General features: G+C 63.7%; 19 protein-coding genes and 1 pseudogene. 10 read left to right on the forward strand and 10 right to left on the reverse strand.

Translation table 11 applies throughout. The features are described from left to right. Window positions 1-114 precede the first annotated feature (114 nt). Window positions 115-420: pseudogene (locus LGN10_RS28630) on the forward strand (integrase core domain-containing protein); the annotation flags it as partial. A gap of 369 nt (window positions 421-789) precedes the next feature. Here LGN10_RS28630 and gyrB read toward each other — a convergent pair. The 3 genes from gyrB to dnaA all read right to left on the reverse strand — a co-directional run bounded on the left by gyrB (window position 790) and on the right by dnaA (window position 6,310). After that, entirely contained in the window at window positions 790-3,264 is a 2,475-nt protein-coding gene (gyrB, locus tag LGN10_RS28635) for a DNA topoisomerase (ATP-hydrolyzing) subunit B (RefSeq protein ID WP_226225798.1), read from the reverse strand. A 191-nt stretch (window positions 3,265-3,455) separates the two neighbouring features. Continuing rightward, window positions 3,456-4,562: a DNA polymerase III subunit beta gene (gene dnaN, locus LGN10_RS28640; protein WP_006756934.1), complete on the reverse strand. Its 1,107-nt coding sequence runs from the start codon at window positions 4,560-4,562 to the stop codon at window positions 3,456-3,458. 170 nt (window positions 4,563-4,732) lie between these two features. Next, on the reverse strand, window positions 4,733-6,310 hold the full coding sequence (gene dnaA, locus LGN10_RS28645) for a chromosomal replication initiator protein DnaA (RefSeq protein WP_226225799.1): 1,578 nt from the start codon (window positions 6,308-6,310) through the stop codon (window positions 4,733-4,735). 421 nt (window positions 6,311-6,731) lie between these two features. Between dnaA and rpmH the strand changes: the two genes are divergently transcribed. The 4 genes from rpmH (at window position 6,732) to yidC (ending at window position 9,355) form a co-directional block, all read left to right on the forward strand. Next, window positions 6,732-6,866, forward strand: coding sequence for a 50S ribosomal protein L34 (gene rpmH / locus LGN10_RS28650; protein ID WP_004198824.1), 135 nt, complete (start codon window positions 6,732-6,734; stop codon window positions 6,864-6,866). A 15-nt stretch (window positions 6,867-6,881) separates the two neighbouring features. After that, entirely contained in the window at window positions 6,882-7,343 is a 462-nt protein-coding gene (gene rnpA / locus LGN10_RS28655; RefSeq protein WP_034208729.1) for a ribonuclease P protein component, read from the forward strand. Window positions 7,344-7,418: 75 nt separating this feature from the next. Next, on the forward strand, window positions 7,419-7,685 hold the full coding sequence (yidD, locus tag LGN10_RS28660) for a membrane protein insertion efficiency factor YidD (RefSeq protein WP_006750110.1): 267 nt from the start codon (window positions 7,419-7,421) through the stop codon (window positions 7,683-7,685). 8 nt (window positions 7,686-7,693) lie between these two features. Beyond that, entirely contained in the window at window positions 7,694-9,355 is a 1,662-nt protein-coding gene (gene yidC, locus LGN10_RS28665) for a membrane protein insertase YidC (protein WP_226225800.1), read from the forward strand. Window positions 9,356-9,458: 103 nt separating this feature from the next. Here yidC and LGN10_RS28670 read toward each other — a convergent pair whose 3' ends face one another. Then, complete coding sequence (locus tag LGN10_RS28670) at window positions 9,459-9,890, reverse strand: helix-turn-helix domain-containing protein (protein ID WP_059646012.1); 432 nt, start codon at window positions 9,888-9,890, stop codon at window positions 9,459-9,461. Between the two features lie 348 nt (window positions 9,891-10,238). Here LGN10_RS28670 and mnmE point away from each other — a divergent pair, with 348 nt between their 5' ends. Beyond that, window positions 10,239-11,633, forward strand: a complete 1,395-nt coding sequence (gene mnmE / locus LGN10_RS28675; protein WP_059646140.1) for a tRNA uridine-5-carboxymethylaminomethyl(34) synthesis GTPase MnmE — start codon at window positions 10,239-10,241, stop codon at window positions 11,631-11,633. A gap of 436 nt (window positions 11,634-12,069) precedes the next feature. Then, entirely contained in the window at window positions 12,070-13,206 is a 1,137-nt protein-coding gene (locus LGN10_RS28680; protein ID WP_226225801.1) for a beta family protein, read from the forward strand. Here LGN10_RS28680 and LGN10_RS28685 read toward each other — a convergent pair. From LGN10_RS28685 to LGN10_RS28700, 5 genes are all read right to left on the reverse strand, one after another. After that, entirely contained in the window at window positions 13,151-13,702 is a 552-nt protein-coding gene (locus LGN10_RS28685) for a sce7726 family protein (protein WP_060966486.1), read from the reverse strand. The genes LGN10_RS28680 and LGN10_RS28685 overlap by 56 nt on opposite strands. A gap of 220 nt (window positions 13,703-13,922) precedes the next feature. Next, entirely contained in the window at window positions 13,923-14,048 is a 126-nt protein-coding gene (locus LGN10_RS33580) for a hypothetical protein (RefSeq protein WP_256097665.1), read from the reverse strand. A gap of 149 nt (window positions 14,049-14,197) precedes the next feature. After that, the gene (locus LGN10_RS28690; protein WP_226225802.1) at window positions 14,198-15,556 is read right to left on the reverse strand and encodes a GGDEF domain-containing protein; all 1,359 of its coding nucleotides are present in this window, start codon (window positions 15,554-15,556) and stop codon (window positions 14,198-14,200) included. A gap of 109 nt (window positions 15,557-15,665) precedes the next feature. Continuing rightward, window positions 15,666-15,914, reverse strand: a complete 249-nt coding sequence (locus LGN10_RS28695; protein ID WP_226225803.1) for a DUF2795 domain-containing protein — start codon at window positions 15,912-15,914, stop codon at window positions 15,666-15,668. A gap of 115 nt (window positions 15,915-16,029) precedes the next feature. Beyond that, window positions 16,030-16,200 (reverse strand): hypothetical protein, encoded by a 171-nt coding sequence (locus LGN10_RS28700; protein ID WP_006489933.1) that lies wholly within the window; start codon window positions 16,198-16,200, stop codon window positions 16,030-16,032. A 149-nt stretch (window positions 16,201-16,349) separates the two neighbouring features. Here LGN10_RS28700 and speG point away from each other — a divergent pair, with 149 nt between their 5' ends. The 3 genes from speG to LGN10_RS28715 all read left to right on the forward strand — a co-directional run bounded on the left by speG (window position 16,350) and on the right by LGN10_RS28715 (window position 18,490). Further along, on the forward strand, window positions 16,350-16,907 hold the full coding sequence (gene speG / locus LGN10_RS28705) for a spermidine N1-acetyltransferase (RefSeq protein ID WP_059573584.1): 558 nt from the start codon (window positions 16,350-16,352) through the stop codon (window positions 16,905-16,907). Window positions 16,908-17,397: 490 nt separating this feature from the next. Further along, window positions 17,398-17,745 (forward strand): surface attachment protein Sap1, encoded by a 348-nt coding sequence (gene sap1 / locus LGN10_RS28710; protein ID WP_059573585.1) that lies wholly within the window; start codon window positions 17,398-17,400, stop codon window positions 17,743-17,745. Window positions 17,746-17,935: 190 nt separating this feature from the next. Further along, window positions 17,936-18,490: a YaeQ family protein gene (locus LGN10_RS28715; RefSeq protein WP_059573586.1), complete on the forward strand. Its 555-nt coding sequence runs from the start codon at window positions 17,936-17,938 to the stop codon at window positions 18,488-18,490. Between the two features lie 21 nt (window positions 18,491-18,511). Here the strand turns inward: LGN10_RS28715 and LGN10_RS28720 are convergent, their stop codons facing one another. Further along, window positions 18,512-18,925, reverse strand: a complete 414-nt coding sequence (locus LGN10_RS28720) for a VOC family protein (protein WP_226225804.1) — start codon at window positions 18,923-18,925, stop codon at window positions 18,512-18,514. Between the last annotated feature and the right edge of the window lie 57 nt (window positions 18,926-18,982).

Raw genomic sequence — 18,982 nt, forward strand, 5'->3', positions numbered from 1 at the left:
AGGGGCAGCGTACCTTCCAGCAAGTCGGCCATTTCGGTTTCCTCCGGCGGGCGGTGAACGGGCAATCCAAAGGATGCCCGTTACCCCTGATGGCTGACATTCTGCATGTACTACGGCCCGGAGTTCGTATCGCGGGCCATCCTGAAGTGGGCGGCACAAAACGGCATGGACATGGCGCTCAGCGATCCCGGCAAACCTTGGCAGAACGGCGCGGACGAGAGCTTCAACGGCAAGTTCCGAGATGAATGCCTGAGCCTTGAATGGTTTCGAACGCGCACGGAAGCGAAGGTTGTGATCGAGCAGTGGCGGCGTCACTACAATGCCATCCGGCCGCATTCGAGCCTGGCCTATCTGACGCCCAACGAGTTCAAGCAGCGGTATTGTTCAACTGAAGCAACCGAGGCCGTTCTCCAAGATTGAAATGGCCCGAAGAAATCAGGCAGGTCAGCATGCCGGCCTCGGCTTCCTTCAGAACCCCGATGATTTGCTCTTCCGTAAAGCGCTTCTTCATGTTCGTCTTCTTCTCCGGAGACGAACTCTACTAGGTTCTGACTGGCCCGGTTTGCTGGGAGGCAGGCCAGAGCAATGAAAGTGACACCTGAGACGAGTGAAACGACGTAAGCGCCGAGAGCGCAACGGAAAGCCTGCAGGAAGGCAGTCGGCGCACGAGAGATGGGACGCGTCGGCGACTCGCCGATGAGTCCGTGCTATTAACAACAAAAAAGACCCATAAGTTCTTCAACTTACGGGTCCGTTTTTCACGGCTTATGTGGCTATCTACAGGCAGTATTAGACGTCAATATTCCCCGCCCGCAACGCATTGCTCTCAATAAACGCCCGCCGCGGCTCGACATCATCCCCCATGAGGGTAGTAAAGATCCCATCCGCCGCAATCGCGTCTTCGATCCGCACACGCAGCAGACGCCGCACGGCCGGATCCATCGTCGTTTCCCACAGCTGCTCGGGGTTCATCTCGCCGAGCCCCTTATAGCGTTGTTTCGACACGTTCCGTTCCGCATCCGCCAGCAGCCACTTCATCGCGCTCTTGAAGTCCGCGACGGCCATGCTGCGCTCACCGCGCTTGATGACCGCACCTTCCCCAATAAGCCCCTTGAACGTATTCGCGGTGGTCACGAGCTGCTGATAATCCGCCGTGTGCTGGAATTCCTGGTCGATGACCGAAACCCGCACGTTGCCGTGATGCGTGCGCTCGACATGCAGCGCCCGCTGTTCGCGAACCGCGTCATACGAAGGCACGACCCGCACTTCGTTCTTCAGCGCTTCATCATGCAAAGCAGCGTGCAGCGCCTTAGCCGAAGCTTCGGTCGAAGCCTCGTTGGAGAGATCGATCACCACGCCGTCCATGACCGCCTCCAGCGCGGCCGGGTCATACAACCGGCTCAACCGCTCGATCACGCTCTGCGACAGCAGATACGACCGCGCCAGCTCCCCAAGCGCATCACCCGAAATCGCCGCCGCATTCTCACCCGGCACCAGCTCCGACCCTTGCAGCGCCAACCGCAGCATATGCGCGTTGAGCTCCACGTCGTCCTTCAGATACCGCTCGTCCTTGCCCGCCTTGATCTTGTAAAGCGGCGGCTGCGCGATATACACGTACCCGCGCTCGATCATGTCCGGCATCTGGCGATACAGGAACGTGAGCAGCAGCGTCCGGATGTGCGCACCGTCGACGTCGGCGTCGGTCATGATGATGATGCGGTGATAGCGGAGCTTCTCGAGGTTGTAGTCTTCCTTGCCGATCCCGCACCCAAGCGCGGTCACGAGCGTGACGATCTGTTCCGACGACAGCAGCTTGTCGTAGCGCGCCTTCTCGACGTTCAGCACCTTGCCGCGCAGCGGCAGGATCGCCTGGAACTTCCGATCACGCCCTTGCTTGGCCGACCCACCTGCCGAGTCACCCTCGACGATGTAGATTTCGCACTTCGCCGGGTCTTTCTCCTGGCAGTCCGCGAGCTTGCCCGGCAGGCCGACGCCGTCGAGCACGCCCTTGCGGCGCGTCATCTCGCGAGCCTTCCGCGCAGCATCCCGCGCCCGAGCAGCCTCAACGATCTTCCCGCAGATGATCTTCGCGTCGATCGGCGTTTCCAGCAGGAACTCTTCCAGCGCCTTCGCAACAACTTCCTCAACCGGCGCACGAACCTCGGATGAAACAAGCTTGTCCTTCGTCTGCGAGCTGAACTTCGGCTCCGGCACCTTCACGGACAGCACGCACGACAGCCCTTCGCGCATGTCGTCGCCGGTCGTCTCGACCTTCGCCTTCTTCGCGATTTCGTTGTCGGTGATGTACTTGTTGATGACGCGCGTCATCGCGGCCCGCAGGCCGGTCAGGTGCGTGCCGCCGTCGCGCTGCGGAATGTTGTTCGTGAAGCACAGCACGTTTTCGTTGTAGCTGTCGTTCCACTGCATCGCGACTTCGACGCCCACGCCGTCCTTCTCGCCGTTGGCGAAGAACACCGTCGGGTGCAGCGTGCTCTTGGTCTTGTTGATGAACTCGACGAAGCCCTTCACACCGCCGGCAAACGCGAAATCGTCTTCCTTGCCCGAGCGCAGGTCGGTGAGACGAATCCGCACGCCGTTGTTCAGGAACGAAAGCTCGCGCATCCGCTTCGCGAGGATGTCGTAGTGATACTCGACCGTGCCGAAAATCGTCGGATCGGCCATGAAATGCACTTCGGTGCCGCGGTTCTCGGTGTCGCCGGTCACGAGCATCGGCGACACTTCCACGCCGTCCACCACCTCGATCACGCGATCCTGCGCGACGCCGCGGTGGAACTCCATGAACCGCTTCTTGCCGTCGCGGCGCACGGTCAGGCGCAGCCAGCTCGACAGCGCGTTCACGCACGACACGCCCACGCCGTGCAGGCCGCCGGACACCTTGTAGCTGTTCTGGTCGAACTTGCCGCCGGCGTGCAGCTCGGTCATCACGATCTCGGCGGCGCTGCGCTTCGGCTCGTGCTTGTCGTTCATCTTCACGTCGGTCGGAATCCCGCGGCCGTTGTCGACCACGGAAATCGAGTTGTCGGCGTGAATCGTCACGTGGATGTCGTTGCAGTACCCGGCCAGCGCTTCGTCGATCGAGTTGTCGAGCACCTCGAACACGAGGTGGTGCAGACCGGTGCCGTCCGACGTGTCGCCGATGTACATCCCGGGGCGCTTGCGCACCGCTTCCAGACCTTCGAGGATCTGGATCGACGAGGCGCCGTAGCTGCTGTTATCGGGTTGCGAATTGTGCTGTTCACTCATGGATATCTTCCGGTTCTGCGGGGCCACTCTCGTGGCGGCGCGGTGCGTTTCAGCGAGAAATCGCCGGGCCGCTCCAGTTTCCTGGCCCGCCCGAGGCGCCGAAAGGGCACCAAAAGGGCGGGTTGTCGGTTCGCCATAAAAACGCCAAAGGGGCTTGCCGCCCCCTGGTGTGTGTCGCGATGTCGAGCGCGTCAGATGCGCATCGGCATCACGACATACTTGAACTCGTCGTTCTCGGGCACGGTGATCAGCGCGCTCGAGCTGGCGTCGCCGAGGCTCACCTGCACGGTGTCGACCTTCAGGTTCGCGAGCACGTCGAGCAGATACGTGACGTTGAAGCCGATGTCGACGGTATCGCCCTGGTAGGCGATTTCGAGTTCTTCCTGCGCCTCTTCCTGATCGGCGTTGGTCGACATGATCTTCAGCTGGCCCGGCGCGATGATGCAGCGCACGCCCTTGAACTTGTCCGAGGTCAGGATTGCCGCGCGCTGCAGCGAACGCTGCAGCTCTTCACGGCCGATCTCGAACGTGTTCTTGTGCGCCTTCGGGATCACGCGCTGGAAGTCGGGGAACTTGCCCTCGACGAGTTTCGACACGAGCTCGACCTGGCCGAACGTGAACTTGGCCTGGGTTTGCGCGATGTCGATGGTGACGGTGTCGTCGATGTCTTCGAGCAGGCGCTGCAGCTCGAGAATCGTCTTGCGCGGCACGATGACTTCCTGGCGGCCGAACGTGCCGCCTTCGAGCTTCATCGACGAGAACGCGAGGCGGTGGCCGTCGGTGGCCACGGCCATCAGCTGGTCGCCGTCGACGACGAGCAGCATGCCGTTCAGGTAGTAGCGGATGTCCTGCTGCGCCATCGCGAAGTGCACCATGCCGAGCAACTGGCGGAACGACTTCTGCGGGACGGTGAGCGTGGCGCCGAAATCCTTGGCCTGCGCGACGGTCGGGAACTCGTCGGCCGCCAGCGTCTGCAGTGCGAAGCGGCTCTTGCCCGATTGAACGGTGAGGCGCTTGTCGGCGAGCGACAGCGTGACCTGGCCGTCAGGCATCGCGCGCAGGATGTCGAGCAGCTTGCGCGCCGCGACGGTGGTCGCAACCTGGTCGCCGCCGACGCCGAAATCGGCGCGCGTGGTGATCTGCAGCTCCAGGTCGGTCGACAGGAATGAAACGTCCGGGCCGTTCTTGGTGATCAGCAGGTTGGCGAGGATCGGCAACGTATGGCGGCGTTCGACGATGCCGCTGACCGTTTGCAGCGGCCTGAGGAGGGTGTCTCGTTCGGTCTTGACCAGTTGCATAGAGTTCCTTCGTTGAGTAACGGCCTGCAGCGCAGCAGCCACGCAGCGCCCCGCCGGCCGGGCTCTTGGCCCGCCACCACCGGGGCGGTCAAACCAGTATTGTGCCTCAAAACCGAACCGCCCCCCTTAAATTGGGGCGGAGGCCGAATTATCAAGCGCGGCGCGCGCGCTCAGCCCTTCAGCGTCTGTTCCAGCACGTGCAGCTCGTGGTTGAGCTGCGCGTCCTTGCTGCGCTCGTCGGCGATCTTGCGCACCGCGTGCAGCACGGTCGTGTGATCGCGCCCGCCGAACAGCTCGCCGATTTCCGGCAGGCTCTTCTGCGTGAGTTCCTTCGCGAGGTACATCGCAATCTGCCGCGGCCGCGCGATGTTCGCGGGGCGCTTCTTCGAGTACATATCCGCGACCTTGATGTTGTAGAAGTCGGCGACGGTCTTCTGGATGTTTTCGACCGAAATCTGCCGGTTCTGCACGGTCAGCAGGTCCTTCAGCGCTTCCTTGGTCAGCTCGATCGAGATCTCGCGGCCGTGGAACTTCGAATACGCGAGGATCTTGCGCAGCGCGCCTTCGAGCTCGCGCACGTTCGAGCGCAGGTGCTTCGCGACGAAGAACGCGACGTCTTCCGACAAATTCACGCCTTCCGACTGCGCCTTGCGCATCAGGATCGCGACGCGCATCTCCAGCTCCGGCGGCTCGATCGCGACGGTGAGGCCCGAGTCGAAGCGCGAGATCAGGCGATCGTCGATGCCCGAGATTTCCTTCGGATAGGTATCGCTGGTGATGATCACCTGCGCCTTGTTCGCGACCAGCGCCTCGAACGCGTAGAAGAATTCCTCTTGCGTGCGCGACTTGCCGGAGAAGAACTGGATATCGTCGATCAGCAGCAGGTCGAGCGAATGGTAGTAGCGCTTGAAGTCGTCGAACGCCTTGCGCTGGTACGCCTTCACCACGTCCGACACGTATTGCTCGGCGTGGATGTAGCGGATCCGCGCGCCGGCCTTGTCGAGCAGCAACTGGTTGCCGATCGCGTGGATCAGGTGGGTCTTGCCGAGGCCGACGCCGCCGTACAGGAACAGCGGGTTGTACGAGATGCCCGGGTTGTCCGCGACCTGGATCGCGGCGGCGCGCGCGAGCTGGTTCGCCTTGCCGGTCACGAAGTTGTCGAACGTGAGCACCGGATTCAGCTTCGAACGTTCGTACATCGAATCGGCTTCGCCGCCGGCGGCGGGTGCGGCGCCCGGGCCCGGACGCCACGTGCGGCGGCCGGCCGCCGCTTCGTGCGCGGGCAAGCTCGGCAGGTCGATGTCGGCGTCGTCGGCGTTCAGGTGGTGTGCGGCGGCCGCCGACGGCGTCATCGGCACGTCGGCCGGCGCGCTGGGCGCTGCACCGGCATTCGCGGTCAGGTTGGCGGCGATCGCGGCGACCGCCGCGGCGGGGCCGCTCGGCGCCAGCGGCGCACGCGGCGCGGCCGGTGCGGCGCCTGCCGCGGCGCTGCGCATGCCGGCCTTCGGATCGAGGACGAACTGGACTTCGATCGGCGTGTTCCAGAATTCACGGGCCAGATCGCTGATCCGGCCCGAAAACTGGCTCTTGACCCAGTCCAGCTTGAAGCGGTTCGGCGCGGCGATGGACAGCGTGTTCGCCGACGCATCGAAGGCCACCGGGGCCAAGGGTTTGATCCACGTCACGTACTGCTGGGGCGTCAGCTCGCGCTCCAGCAGTGCGGAACAGTGTTGCCAGAAATCGTTCATCAAGTAACTGTCGTTTTTTGCGTGCACGGCGCGGCTCGCCGGCGCCCTTGTCGCGGTCGCGCAACAAGGCCCGAAGCGGTCGTGCGAGCGTGCGTCGGACGCCTGCGTCACAGTCTTGGAGGGGCAGGCGCGAGCCGAAGCGGCGTGCGGGATTCTTGGAGATAAGGCGAGATTCTAACGCCAAACGCGGCCACAGCGGGACTTATCCACAGGCTGTGTTTGTGGGCCGCGGGGCCGGATCGGGGCGGGCCGGCACAGGCGAACGACGCGTAAAGTATTGACCGTCAACGGAAAAACGGTTTAAATAGCGGGTTCCGCGAAAACCAATCCTGTATTCCCGGCGATTGCGTTCGCCCGAATGCCTCCGGTTAAGGGCACGCGGTCCCCTGAATTTCGACATTCTCGAACAAGTGAGAACATCATGAAACGTACTTACCAACCGTCCGTGACGCGCCGCAAGCGCACCCATGGCTTCCGTGTCCGCATGAAGACAGCAGGTGGCCGCAAGGTCATCAACGCTCGCCGCGCGAAGGGCCGCAAGCGCCTCGCCATCTAAGGCAGGTTGCGCGCTGTGTCCGCCGTCCGCAGTCCTGCGGAAGGTGCCGTCGAGCCGGGTGCGAATCCGTCGCAGACGAAAGCCGCCTTCCCGAAAGCTGCGCGACTTCTGAAAACGGATGAATTTTCATCCGTTTTTCGTTTGCGCCCCTGGCGGCGCTCCGCGCACTTCGTGATTTACGGCAAGCCGACCGGTCAGCCCGCACGCCTGGGGCTCGTCATCGGCAAGAAGTATGCGCCGCGAGCGGTCACCCGTAACCTCGTGAAGCGGCTGGCGCGCGATGCGTTTCGCCTGCGCCGCGCCGAGTTCGCCGGTTACGACCTGCTGCTGCGGCAGCACACGCGCTTCGACAAGAAAGCGCTGCCGAGCGCGGCTTCCGCCCCGCTCGCGGCGATGTGCGCGGCCGAGATCCGCGAGTTGCTCGACAGGGCAGCCCGGGAAATCGCGCGCCGCGCGTCGAAGCCCGCGTCCGAGTGACGCATCCGTGCCCGGTGCGGCGTTCGCGCCCGCCCGGCCGGTTTTGACGCGGCGTCGTACGGCGCCGCCCAAGGTATGGAAACGGTATTGATCGCCTTGCTGCGCTTCTACAAGGTTGCCGTGAGCCCGATGCTCGGCAACCGTTGCCGTTTTTATCCTTCCTGTTCGGATTACGCGCGCGAGGCAATCCAGTATCATGGCGCCGCGCGCGGCACGTATCTCGCCGTCAGGCGCGTGTGCCGATGCCATCCGTTTTCCGCGGGCGGCATCGACCTCGTCCCGCCGCCCAACTCCGACACTCGCGCTCGCGGCGAAGCCGACGCGCGGTCCCATCGACTCTGAGACAACGCATGGATATCAAACGCACCGTCCTATGGGTGATCTTCTTCATGTCAGCTGTCATGCTGTACGACAACTGGCAGCGGGACCATGGACGCCCGTCGATGTTCTTCCCGAGCGCCACGCACACGGCCCCGGCCGCTGCCGGCGGCGCATCGGGCACGGGCGCGACGACGACCGCAGGTGACGTGCCTGCCGCCGCGGCCGGCGCCGCACCGTCGACGACGGCTCCGGCCGCGCAGGCGCAGCTGGTGAAGTTCTCGACCGACGTGTACGACGGCGAAATCGACACGCGCGGCGGCACGCTCGCGAAGCTGACGCTGAAGAAGCAGGGCGACGGCAAGCAGCCCGACCTGTACATCACGCTGTTCGACCACACGGCCGGCCACACGTATCTCGCACGCACGGGCCTGCTCGGCGGCGATTTCCCGAACCACAACGACGTCTACACGCAGCTGAACCCCGGCTCGACGTCGCTGACGGGCGACCAGAACACGCTGAAGCTGTCGTTCGAATCGCCGGTGAAGGGCGGCGTGAAGGTGATCAAGACCTACACGTTCACGCGCGGCAGCTACGTGATCGGCGTCGACACCAAGATCGACAACGTCGGCACGGCGCCCGTCACGCCGACGGTCTACATGGAACTGGTGCGCGACAACACGGCCGTCGAAACGCCGATGTTCTCGCACACGTTCCTCGGGCCGGCGGTCTACACGGACGCGAAGCACTTCCAGAAGATCGACTTCAGCGACCTCGACAAGAACAAGGCGAACTTCGAGAAGTCCGCCGACAACGGCTGGGTCGCGATGGTGCAGCACTACTTCGCGTCGGCCTGGATTCCGCAGCAGGGCGCGAAGCGCGACATCTACGCTGAAAAGATCGATCCGACGCTGTACCGCGTCGGCGTGAAGCAGCCGGTCGCCGCGATCGCGCCGGGCCAGTCGGCCGACGTGCAGGCGCGCCTGTTCGCCGGTCCGGAAGAAGAGCGCATGCTCGAAGGCATCGCGCCTGGCCTGGAGCTCGTGAAGGACTACGGCTGGGTGACGATCATCGCGAAGCCGCTGTTCTGGCTGCTCGAGAAGATCCACGGCTATGTCGGTAACTGGGGCTGGGCGATCGTGCTGCTGACGGTGCTGATCAAGGCCGTGTTCTTCCCGCTGTCGGCGGCAAGCTACAAGTCGATGGCGCGCATGAAGGAAATCACGCCGCGCATGCAGGCGCTGCGCGAACGCTTCAAGAGCGATCCGCAGAAGATGAACGCCGCGCTGATGGAGTTGTACAAGACCGAGAAGGTCAATCCGTTCGGCGGCTGCCTGCCGGTCGTGATCCAGATTCCGGTGTTCATCTCGCTGTACTGGGTGCTGCTCGCGTCGGTCGAAATGCGCGGCGCGCCGTGGATTCTGTGGATTCACGACCTGTCGCAGCGCGATCCGTTCTTCATCCTGCCGGTGCTGATGGCCGTGTCGATGTTCGTGCAGACGAGCCTGAACCCGACGCCGCCGGATCCGGTCCAGGCGAAGATGATGAAGTTCATGCCGATCGCGTTCTCGGTGATGTTCTTCTTCTTCCCGGCCGGCCTGGTGCTGTACTACGTCGTGAACAACGTGCTGTCGATCGCGCAGCAGTACTACATCACGCGCAAGCTCGGCGGCGTGAAGAAGAAGCCGGCCTGACGTCAGTCGTACTCGCGGGCGGTTCGCCGCTCGCGATGCACGCAAAAAAAGCCGCATGGTTCATGACCATGCGGCTTTTTGCTTTTACTGGTCCGATCCCGGCTCAGCCCTTCTTCGATTCGCCCACGTCGCCGTAGAACTGCTCGACCAACTCCTGCACGAGGTAGCGATGATGCGGCGACAACGCTTCGATCTTCGACGCGAGTTCGATCGTCTCGGGCGTCGGCGGATAGTGCTCGTCGCGCGGCAGCGGTTGCGGCGTCGGGTGTTCGATCACGCTCGGCGACGGGCCGTAATGCAGCCAGTGGACTTCGACGCGCAACCAGTCGGCGAGCGTCGCGAGTTTGTCCGGCGTCGGAATCGTGCGGCCCGTCAGCCATTTGTGCGCGGTTTGCGGCGAAACGGGCTGGGCTCCGCGATGGCGCAGATTGAATCGGTTCGCCAGTTCCGTCGCGCCGGTGACCTTCTCCGGGCTGCGCCGCAGGGCGAACTTCAGGCGTTCCGAGAACGCGGCTTTTTCTTCGGGTGTCGGCATGGGAGAGATTGTGCAATTCGGCCGACGTTTCTAAGACAACCATATAGGATAAACGTATCCTGTTCAGACGAATCCCGGCCTCGTACGGGCACATTGGCGGAATTGAGGGGCAAATCGTCCGCCCCCGCCAGCAGGCATACTTGTCCGAAACGAAGAGTATGCCAGCACGGGGTACTGATACTCGACTTATCCCCGTCGGGATAAATTCGGGCGAGTCCGAATTCGGCGTCGCGTCCGGTGGCGCGGGTGCCGACACGCTACAATGCCGGCGTTCCGATCCGCGAACTGTTGCGCCGGCGCACCGGCTACTCGCCGATTTCCCAGACTCCCCAGATTCGTCCGATTCCCATGCTCGCTACCGATTCCGATCCGATCGTCGCCATTGCCACCGCCGCCGGCCGGGGCGGCATCGGCGTTGTCCGCGTGTCGTTCGGGCGCGGCGGCGAGGCGGCCGCACTGCCGCTGATCGACGCGTTGTGCGGGCAGAAGCTCGCGCCGCGTCATGCGAGCTACGTGCCGTTTCTCGACGCGCATGGTGCGCCGCTCGACCGCGGGATCGCGCTGTATTTCCCGGCGCCGCATTCGTACACGGGCGAATACGTACTCGAGCTGCAGGGGCACGGCGGGCCGATCGTGATGCAGTTGCTGCTGCAGCGCTGCCTGGATGCGGGGCGCGGCTTCGGGCTGCGGCTCGCGGAGCCGGGCGAGTTCACGCGACGCGCGTTCCTGAACGACAAGCTCGATCTCGCGCAGGCCGAAGCCGTCGCCGACCTGATCGAGGCGAGCACCGAGGCGGCCGCGCGCTCGGCCGGGCGTTCGCTCGACGGCGCGTTCTCGCGGCAGATCCATGCGCTCGTCGACGACGTGATCACGCTGCGGATGCTGGTCGAGGCGACGCTGGATTTTCCGGAGGAGGAAATCGACTTCCTCGAGGCGGCCGACGCGCGCGGCAAGCTCGCGAAGATCCGCGCGCAGCTCGCGCACGTGCTCGGCGATGCGCGGCAGGGCGCGTTGCTGCGCGAAGGGCTGTCGGTCGTGCTCGCGGGGCAGCCTAACGTCGGCAAGTCGTCGCTGCTGAATGCGCTGGCGGGCGCCGAGCTGGCGATCGTCACGCCGATCGCCGGCACGACGCGCGACAAGGTGGCGCAGACGATCCAGGTCGAAGGGATTCCGCTGCACATCATCGATACGGCCGGGTTGCGCGAGACGGAGGACGAGGTCGAGCGGATCGGCATTGCGCGCACGTGGAGCGAGATCGAGCGCGCGGACGTCGTGCTGCATCTGCTCGATTCGCGCACGGGGATGACGCCGGACGACGAAACGATCGCGGCGCGGTTTCCGGCCGGCGTGCCGGTGGTGCGCGTGCTGAACAAGACGGATCTGACCGGCGTGCCGGCGTGCGTCGAGCATCCGGCGGCGGAAGGCGATCTGACCGAGGTGCATCTGTCGGCGAAGCGCGGCGACGGGATCGACATGCTGCGCGCGGAGCTGCTGCGGATCGCCGGGTGGCAGGCGGGGGCCGAGGGCGTGTATCTCGCGCGCGAGCGGCATCTGATCGCGCTGCGGGCCGCGCAGGAACATCTCGCGCAGGCGGCCGATCATGCGGAGCAGCGCGCGCAGTCGCTCGATCTGTTTGCCGAAGAGCTTCGGCTCGCGCAGGAGCAGCTCAATGCGATTACCGGGGAGTTCACGTCGGATGATTTGCTGGGGGTGATTTTCAGCAGGTTTTGTATCGGGAAATAAAGGCAGCATTGTTTCAGAAGCTAAAAAAGCACTGGAGAGGCCGCCTCCCCCTGATGCCGATCGTGAAGCGTGTCCGTTTGCAGAGACACTAAAAAAATATACGATTTATGACATTTTCAGCTGCAGTCGGCTGATCGCATATTTGCGGTCATCCTTCATGAGACAAAGATCAATCTCCTGGAGGGGCATCATCCGGCCGATGCACTCGATCTCCCTTGGCTGGCGCTACATGCGGGGCGTAGACGGCGAACATGCCTTTTCGACGAGACGGATTTTTCTCAACATTTTTTGTTGGGTGTTGCGGAATATGCATCAATTTCCGGTGCCGGTATATTGAGATATCCGGTGCCGATCGGACGAATCCCCTGCATGCTCTTGCGATATTGAATCGATACAGTAATCCTCAAATGACGCCATTCGTTTCGGAGTGGCGGGAATGCTCGACTTTGACGAGTTTTATTTTGAGGAAAGCATGTTCGATCACAACCACTACGTTCCAGTATTGAAATGGCGTCAGGGAGAATACCTTGCGTTGTCCAGATTGACGGCGACCGTCATGAATTGGGTAACACCGTTGTTCGAGGTGCCGACGGAGGCGTGGGACTTTGAGGCTGAAGCGCCAGCCAAGAGCCTCGACGAGCACTTGAGCAAGTTTGGCGTGCGACTCAAACAAAAATGGGACACGCGACGTTGTTTTGTCGATTCTCCCTTTATCGACGGCGACGCATGTGTCGAGAGCGGCGCGCATCATCTGGCCCATATCTTCGACTTGGCACGGGCCGCCGGGACCATGCCCGTCCCGGTGTTTGGGGTCGGGCGCTCCGAAGCGTATATGGCTGCTGTAAGGGCGATTGTCGATCGCGATGGACGGGGAGCCTGTCTTCGACTGACGCCGGACGACTTCGGCATTTCGATGCGCGCGGAGGTGGATACGTTGCTGGACGCCATCGGGATAGCAGAAAGCGCGTGCGATCTCGTACTCGATTGCGCGGCCGACATCGCAACCAGCCCGAAGATGCAGGCGTTGGTGTGGAAAGGGTTGCTCGACGAGTTGCCGAAGCTCGAAGACTGGCGTTCCGTCACGATTGCCGGGACGTCATTCCCGCAGACGTTGCCGTCGGCGTCGTATCGACCGTCCGGCCTGATCAAGCGTCATGATTGGCTTGGCTACAAATCACTTGTCGGAATGCTACCTGCCGGCACACGCGTGCCGACTTTCGGCGACTACGCCGTGGCGCATCCGGAGACCGAACTCATCGATCCACGCATGCTCGATCCGACTGCAAAGGTGAAGTACACCATCGACGATGAGTGGTTCATCGCGATGGGTGTGCAGGTCAAGAAACATGGGCGTGCGCAGTACGCCGACATCTGCCGGAGCATTGTTTCCGCCAGGCCGCCGATCTTCATGGGAGGCGCCTACTCACACGGTGATCAATTCATCGAGGACTGCGCGAGCGGCATTGGAAGTACCGGCGGTGCATCAACCTGGCCGATGGTGGGGAGCAACCACCATGTCACGAAGGTTGTGAGGGATGTCGCCACCTTGTTCGGCGCTTCAACGCTTCCCTGACCTGCGCGCGAAGCGACGAAGGGGAAAGGTGTTGCGTGAGCAGCGTATACAGCGCCCGTCTGCTGCCGCGCAGCGCCTTCCTGTCGGTTTCAAGGGCTTCCAGAATGGCCAGTGCTTCGTCGCGCCAGAGAAGGTGGGCAACATGGAACGGGGAGATGTCCGGGTTCATTGACGCGGCGCGCTCGGTCTCGATGTGAACCGCTCCGCGAGGGCCGACATGCGACACCTTGATGCCCCACCACGGTGGAAGCAGGTTCGCCGCTTCGACGAAGTGCCGTTCGCTCACGACGAGCGTCGCCTTGTCGAGCGCTCGCGAGTAGGCGTCGATCTGCAGCGGCAGACGGTGCAGTGTATCGGTATCGCTTTTGAGCTCGTACCCGTGAATGACGCCATTGATTACCGCGATGTCGACCCTGCATGCGCCGTGCTCGAGCCCCAGCTCTTCCACGACGAGCACGTTGGGATTCGACATCGGCTCCGCAAGGACCTTTTTCATGACAGCGGTTCGAACGTCACGATCGCGTGTTGCGATACGAGGCGTTTGATTGCTGTTTGAAAATTTCACCACGGTGGAGGGCCCCTGAATCGGTACGCAGCGGGGCATGTTAACACAGGCAGAGAGTGCCTTTACCCCCCCCACTGCCGTTAGGCCGACCCTGCGTCGGCAGCAAGCCTGATGACGAAGTTGGGATGCCCGTCGAAGCCAGGCCGGACGTTCAATCCCAATGACGATGATGGTGATAATACCCACCCCCACCGTAATACCCGCCACCGTCAGGCACCACGATACAGCCGCTCAACAACACGGCGACGCCGGCAATCAGCAAAAGGGCCTTCTTCATCGCGTTCACCTGCTCGGATTCAATATGAAACCCAGCATAGCGAGCGGCTCCGGCCGAGGCTGTAAGCGATCGTATCCCCGCGCCGCAATCCGTAACGGCGGATTATTCCGGTCAAAATGACCGTAACAATTAGCCAAACAGCAGACGTTTCAGGCGACGACGACCCGGTTTCGCCCCGTGTCCTTCGCCCGATACAGCGCGGCATCGGCGGCCTCGATCAACGCGTCGGGCGTCGACAGGTCGTCGGCCGACACGGTCGCGCAGCCGATGCTGACGCTCACGCGCCCGGCCGGCGAATCGGGCATCGCGAGGTCGAGCCGCAATACGGCTTCGCGCGCTTCGTCGGCCACCACCCGCGCACCGTGCGCGCCGGTATTCGGCAGCACGATCGCGAACTCCTCGCCGCCGTAGCGCGCGACGATATCGGTGGGCCGCCGCACCGCGCCGACCAGTGCATTCGCGACGGCGATCAGGCACGCATCGCCCTTCACGTGACCGAACGCATCGTTGTACGCCTTGAAGTGGTCGACGTCGACCATCAGCAGCGACAGCGGTTCGCCCTGCCGCCGCGCCTGCAGGAACAGCGTGTGGAAATGGTCGTTGAAGTGGCTGCGGTTGAACGCACCCGTGAGCCCGTCGCGCGCGGACGAGCGAATCAGCGTCGCGTGCGCTTCGAACAGTTGCTGATACAGCATCGTCACTTCCCATGCGAGCACGCACACGAGCACGCCCGGCGTGAACATGCTGAACACGCGCGCGACATACCAGCCGAGCGTGAAGCGATGGGTGGACAGCAGGTTCAGCGTCGTATCGGTGAGGCACGCGAGCACCGCGATCGCGAGCCACAGGTCGAGCGTCGTGCGCAGCCGGCCGGTGACCAGCACGGCCACGAGCGCGAGCACGTTGAGGATCCACACGACGAGCGCGGTGCCGTTGACGGGCAGCACGGCCGCGTCGCGAGGCGGATGGAACGCGGGCGGCAGCGACACGTTCAGCGCGAGCACGCACAGGAGCGCCGCCGCGACGGCCGGGCCGCCGACGAGCGCGAGCGTCCAGCGGCGTGTTTCTTTCGCACCGACCGGCGCGCGCGTCAGCCGCTCGCGTGCGACCAGCGCGGCCATCACGAAGCACGGAAAGCCGGCATGCCAGAAGATCCACATCCATGCGGCGCTTTGCGGGCGCGCGCCGAGCAGGCCGTGCGGCGCGAACACGCCGGGAAAGGTCAGCAACTGCAGCGCGACGGCGAGCGCGGTGAACGCATAGGCGCCGCCGAGCGCACCGAGCACGGGCCGGCGCGTCACGGTGAACTGCGCGCCGAGGAAGAACGCCGCGATGCTCGCGGTCGTGAACACGGTGAGCGCGCACATCGGCATGAACGGCTCGACGGCCGGCAGCGCGACGTTCGCGTGCGGCACGGCGATCCCGAGCGTGAGCAGGATGACGAGCGCCGTCAGCGCGCCGAACCACAGCTGACGTTGCGTCGTGTGCTGGATCAGGATGCCTTCCATGGAGTCCCCCGGGCACGCGCGCGAAACGCCCGATCTTGCGCCGGGCGGCGCGCTCCCCGATCGCGGCGCGACCGGTGCGGCCCGATCCTATCGCGTTATTGGCATCCGCTCAAATGCCGAGCCCCGGGCCGAAGTTGCCGGCAATCCAGCGCGTGACGGCGTCGACGTCCGCGTAGTCCTGTTCGGGCAGGCCGTCGAGCATCGCCAGCACTTCGTTGCTGGCGCCGGCGTCGCGTGCGGCATCGACGATCGCATCCTTGTTCGCGGGATAGCGGACGGTCGCCAGCACATCGGCGATCTGCAGGTCGATCGTTTCGTTCGGGATATCGTGCGGAGGAAGGGCGGGCTTGTCGTTCACGTCGGTGTCTCGCGGGTGGGGCGGGAATCGGATCGAAGCGCAAGGGTCGTGCCCGCATGTTACCCGGCCTGGGGTGGCCGGCCCTGCGCATGCGGCGGATCGACGATGATCGAAGTCAATGCCCGCGTCGCACGCGGCGCCACGGATGCTTCCAGTCGATGTGCGGTGCGTTCTCGTCGCGCGGATGCTGGCGACGATGCTCCTGCCAGAGTTCGTCGGAAAACAGCGCAGCCACGATGACGAGCGGCAGCACGAGGAAAATTCCGAGGATGACTTGCTCGATCACGATAGCCTCCTTGCGGTGGCAGGAACCCTTGTTCCCATTCTAGGCTCTGAACTTCGCCCGCGTTCAATTTCTTACAGTGCGAAACGGGCCGGAACGCGGCCGCGCCGCAGGCATTCCGCGCATGCGGCGACATCAAAAAGGACACCAACATGCAACTTCAGAATGATACCCACACGCTCGCGCTACGGCCGCTGGAACGCCAGGACCTGCGCTTCGTCCACGAGCTGAACAACGACGCGAAGATCATGCGCTACTGGTTCGAGGAGCCGTACGAAACCTTCTCGGAACTGTCGCAACTGTACGACCGTCACGTGCACGATCAGCGCGAGCGCCGTTTCGTCGCGGTCGATGCGCGCGACGAACTGGTCGGCCTCGTCGAGCTGATCGAGCTCGACTACATCCACCGCCGCGGCGAGTTCCAGATCATCATCGCGCCGCAGTGCCAGGGGCGCGGCTATGCGGGCCAGGCGACGCGCCTCGCGATCGAATACGCGTTCAAGGTGTTGAACATGCGCAAGCTGTACCTGATCGTCGATACGTCGAACGCGGCGGCGATTCACGTGTACGAGAAATGCGGATTCCAGCACGAAGCCGAATTGAAGGAAGAATTTTTCGGGAATGGCGCGTATCACAACGCTTATCGCATGTGCATCTTCCAGCGCGATTATTTCGAGCGCCAGCAAACCGGATTGAATAAAGCAGGGTAAACACCACACGGACGAAATGCGCTTGCGACGGGGCACCGAGCGCGCCGAATAGAGGCGGCGATCTACGGATAAATACGGATGCGCCTATATCTGGCATTTTTCTTGTATCGGGTAAAGGCGCTGCCGCGCTGCGGTAAAAGTCGAATCATTTTGGATGACTTTATGTGCAACGCATCAAAATGAGCCGAATAGCGAAATGGATTATCCAAACCGTTCAATCGCCGCATTGTAACTTCGCTGAAAGCCTTGTCGGATAACGCTTTCCGCCGGGCGGCGCGGGCCCGTCCGCGATTCGGCAGCGTTTGCCGGACGCGCGCCGCCCGCGAAAAGCGGGCCGCGCACGGGGTGCGACAATCCGCCGCTATTGCGGTCGCACAACAAATGTGCTTGCTATCGTTTGCCGGTCTTCTAAAGTGAAAAACGCGGGTTCACGATCACCTTTAAACACATAGCTAACCCAGCCTGGTGCCCGCAAGCCTGGAGACAGAACATGATCAAGCGTACCGGTGTCCTTTTTGCCCTTGTCGGCGCGTTTTGCGCGGTGTCGATTGCCCAGGCCGGCGGCGATTCGGCCGTCAAGCCGAAGCAGGAAATCCAGCTGACGAAGAACGCATGGGGTTGCCTGTCGAAAGACAATCTGGACTCCGTACTGAGTCACGAACGTGACGGCAAGTCGCAGGCGAAGCAGCAGTATTTCGACGACTTCCGCTGCCTGTCGGTGCCGGAAGGCCAGCGCTTCCGCGTGGTGTCGGTCGATCAGGGCGACGTGCAGTTCGTCAGCGCCGACAACAGCGACCAGCAAGGCCTCTGGGCCGATTCACGCTTCGTCAAGCAGTAACCGTCCATTCCCCGCGCAGTCGCACGACGCGCGAGCGCGCCGGCCCGACGAGCCGGCGGCGCGAACCGAACGCGGCCCGGCCCAATGCCGGGCCGTTGCGCTGTGGGGCGCGCATGACGCGCGCCGGACGGCCCGCATTCGGTATCATCACGGCCCGACCGAACCGAATGCCCGCCCGGGCCGTATCCGCATGGCGCTGAAATCCACGATCTACAAAGCCGAATTGCAAATCGCCGACATGGATCGGCATTACTACGCCGATCACGCGCTGACGGTGGCGCGCCATCCGTCGGAAACCGACGAACGGATGATGGTGCGCATCGTCGCGTTCGCGCTGTTCGCGCACGAGCGGCTCGAATTCTGCAAGGGGCTGTCGGACGTCGACGAGCCCGACTTGTGGCAGAAGGACCTGACGGGCGCGATCGACGTGTGGATCGAGGCCGGTCAGCCCGACGAACGGCGCATCTCGAAGGCGGCCGGGCGTGCCGGGCAGGTCACGGTGATCGCGTACGGCGGCAAGACGTCGGATATCTGGTGGCAGGGCGTGCGCAGCAAGGTCGAACGGCTGCGCAACGTGCAGGTGCTGTCGCTCGCCGACGGCGTCGCGGCCGCGCTCGGGCGGCTCGCGGCGCGCACGATGCGCCTGCAGTGCACGGTGCAGGACGGCGCCGCATGGATCTCGAGCGCGGACCACGATCCGGTCGCGGTCGAGTGGGCGGTGCTGAAGGCGCGCGCGGACGCGTAACGGCTCGCGCGTCGGCCGCGTTCAGCCGAGCGCGGCCGGCGGCCCCTTGAATTCGACCATGTTGCCTTCGGGATCGAACAGGTAGATCGACGGCCCGTAGCCGCCGGCGCCGTAGCGTTCGGCCGGCGCGCCGGGCCGCGCGCCATGCGCGGCGAAATGGGCGACCAGTGCGTCGGGATCGAACGGCTCGACGCGCAGGCACAGGTGGTCGAGGTTGCGCCCGGCGCCAGGCGGGCCGCTGTCGGGGCGGTCGATCGGGCCGCCGACCGTCAATAGGTCGATCAGCGCATCGCCGGCCCGCAGTTGCACGAGGCCCAGATCGGGCTGTTCCTTTTCCACATGGCAGCCGACGGCGTCGCAGTAAAAGCGCGTCATGGCCGCCATGTCGGTCACGCGCAGCACGATGTGATCGATTCCGCGGATGGTGGGCTTCATGGGCGGGACTCCTTCGCAGTCGACGAGCATCGAGTGTAGACGCATCGCGCCTGCGCT

Origin of the sequence: Burkholderia sp. AU32262 (assembly GCF_020419985.1) — a bacterium.
In the GTDB taxonomy this organism is placed as follows: Bacteria; Pseudomonadota; Gammaproteobacteria; order Burkholderiales; family Burkholderiaceae; genus Burkholderia; species Burkholderia semiarida.

What these genes read in the sequence shown, in the direction of transcription:
- gyrB (WP_226225798.1), bottom strand. Translation starts at nt 3,264, where the DNA reads ATGAGTGAACAGCACAATTCGCAACCCGATAACAGCAGCTACGGCGCC.
- dnaN (WP_006756934.1), bottom strand. Translation starts at nt 4,562, where the DNA reads ATGCAACTGGTCAAGACCGAACGAGACACCCTCCTCAGGCCGCTGCAA.
- dnaA (WP_226225799.1), bottom strand. Translation starts at nt 6,310, where the DNA reads ATGAACGATTTCTGGCAACACTGTTCCGCACTGCTGGAGCGCGAGCTG.
- rpmH (WP_004198824.1), top strand. Translation starts at nt 6,732, where the DNA reads ATGAAACGTACTTACCAACCGTCCGTGACGCGCCGCAAGCGCACCCAT.
- yidD (WP_006750110.1), top strand. Translation starts at nt 7,419, where the DNA reads ATGGAAACGGTATTGATCGCCTTGCTGCGCTTCTACAAGGTTGCCGTG.
- yidC (WP_226225800.1), top strand. Translation starts at nt 7,694, where the DNA reads ATGGATATCAAACGCACCGTCCTATGGGTGATCTTCTTCATGTCAGCT.
- LGN10_RS28670 (WP_059646012.1), bottom strand. Translation starts at nt 9,890, where the DNA reads ATGCCGACACCCGAAGAAAAAGCCGCGTTCTCGGAACGCCTGAAGTTC.
- mnmE (WP_059646140.1), top strand. Translation starts at nt 10,239, where the DNA reads ATGCTCGCTACCGATTCCGATCCGATCGTCGCCATTGCCACCGCCGCC.
- LGN10_RS28680 (WP_226225801.1), top strand. Translation starts at nt 12,070, where the DNA reads ATGCTCGACTTTGACGAGTTTTATTTTGAGGAAAGCATGTTCGATCAC.
- LGN10_RS28685 (WP_060966486.1), bottom strand. Translation starts at nt 13,702, where the DNA reads ATGAAAAAGGTCCTTGCGGAGCCGATGTCGAATCCCAACGTGCTCGTC.
- LGN10_RS33580 (WP_256097665.1), bottom strand. Translation starts at nt 14,048, where the DNA reads ATGAAGAAGGCCCTTTTGCTGATTGCCGGCGTCGCCGTGTTGTTGAGC.
- LGN10_RS28690 (WP_226225802.1), bottom strand. Translation starts at nt 15,556, where the DNA reads ATGGAAGGCATCCTGATCCAGCACACGACGCAACGTCAGCTGTGGTTC.
- speG (WP_059573584.1), top strand. Translation starts at nt 16,350, where the DNA reads ATGCAACTTCAGAATGATACCCACACGCTCGCGCTACGGCCGCTGGAA.
- sap1 (WP_059573585.1), top strand. Translation starts at nt 17,398, where the DNA reads ATGATCAAGCGTACCGGTGTCCTTTTTGCCCTTGTCGGCGCGTTTTGC.
- LGN10_RS28715 (WP_059573586.1), top strand. Translation starts at nt 17,936, where the DNA reads ATGGCGCTGAAATCCACGATCTACAAAGCCGAATTGCAAATCGCCGAC.
- LGN10_RS28720 (WP_226225804.1), bottom strand. Translation starts at nt 18,925, where the DNA reads ATGAAGCCCACCATCCGCGGAATCGATCACATCGTGCTGCGCGTGACC.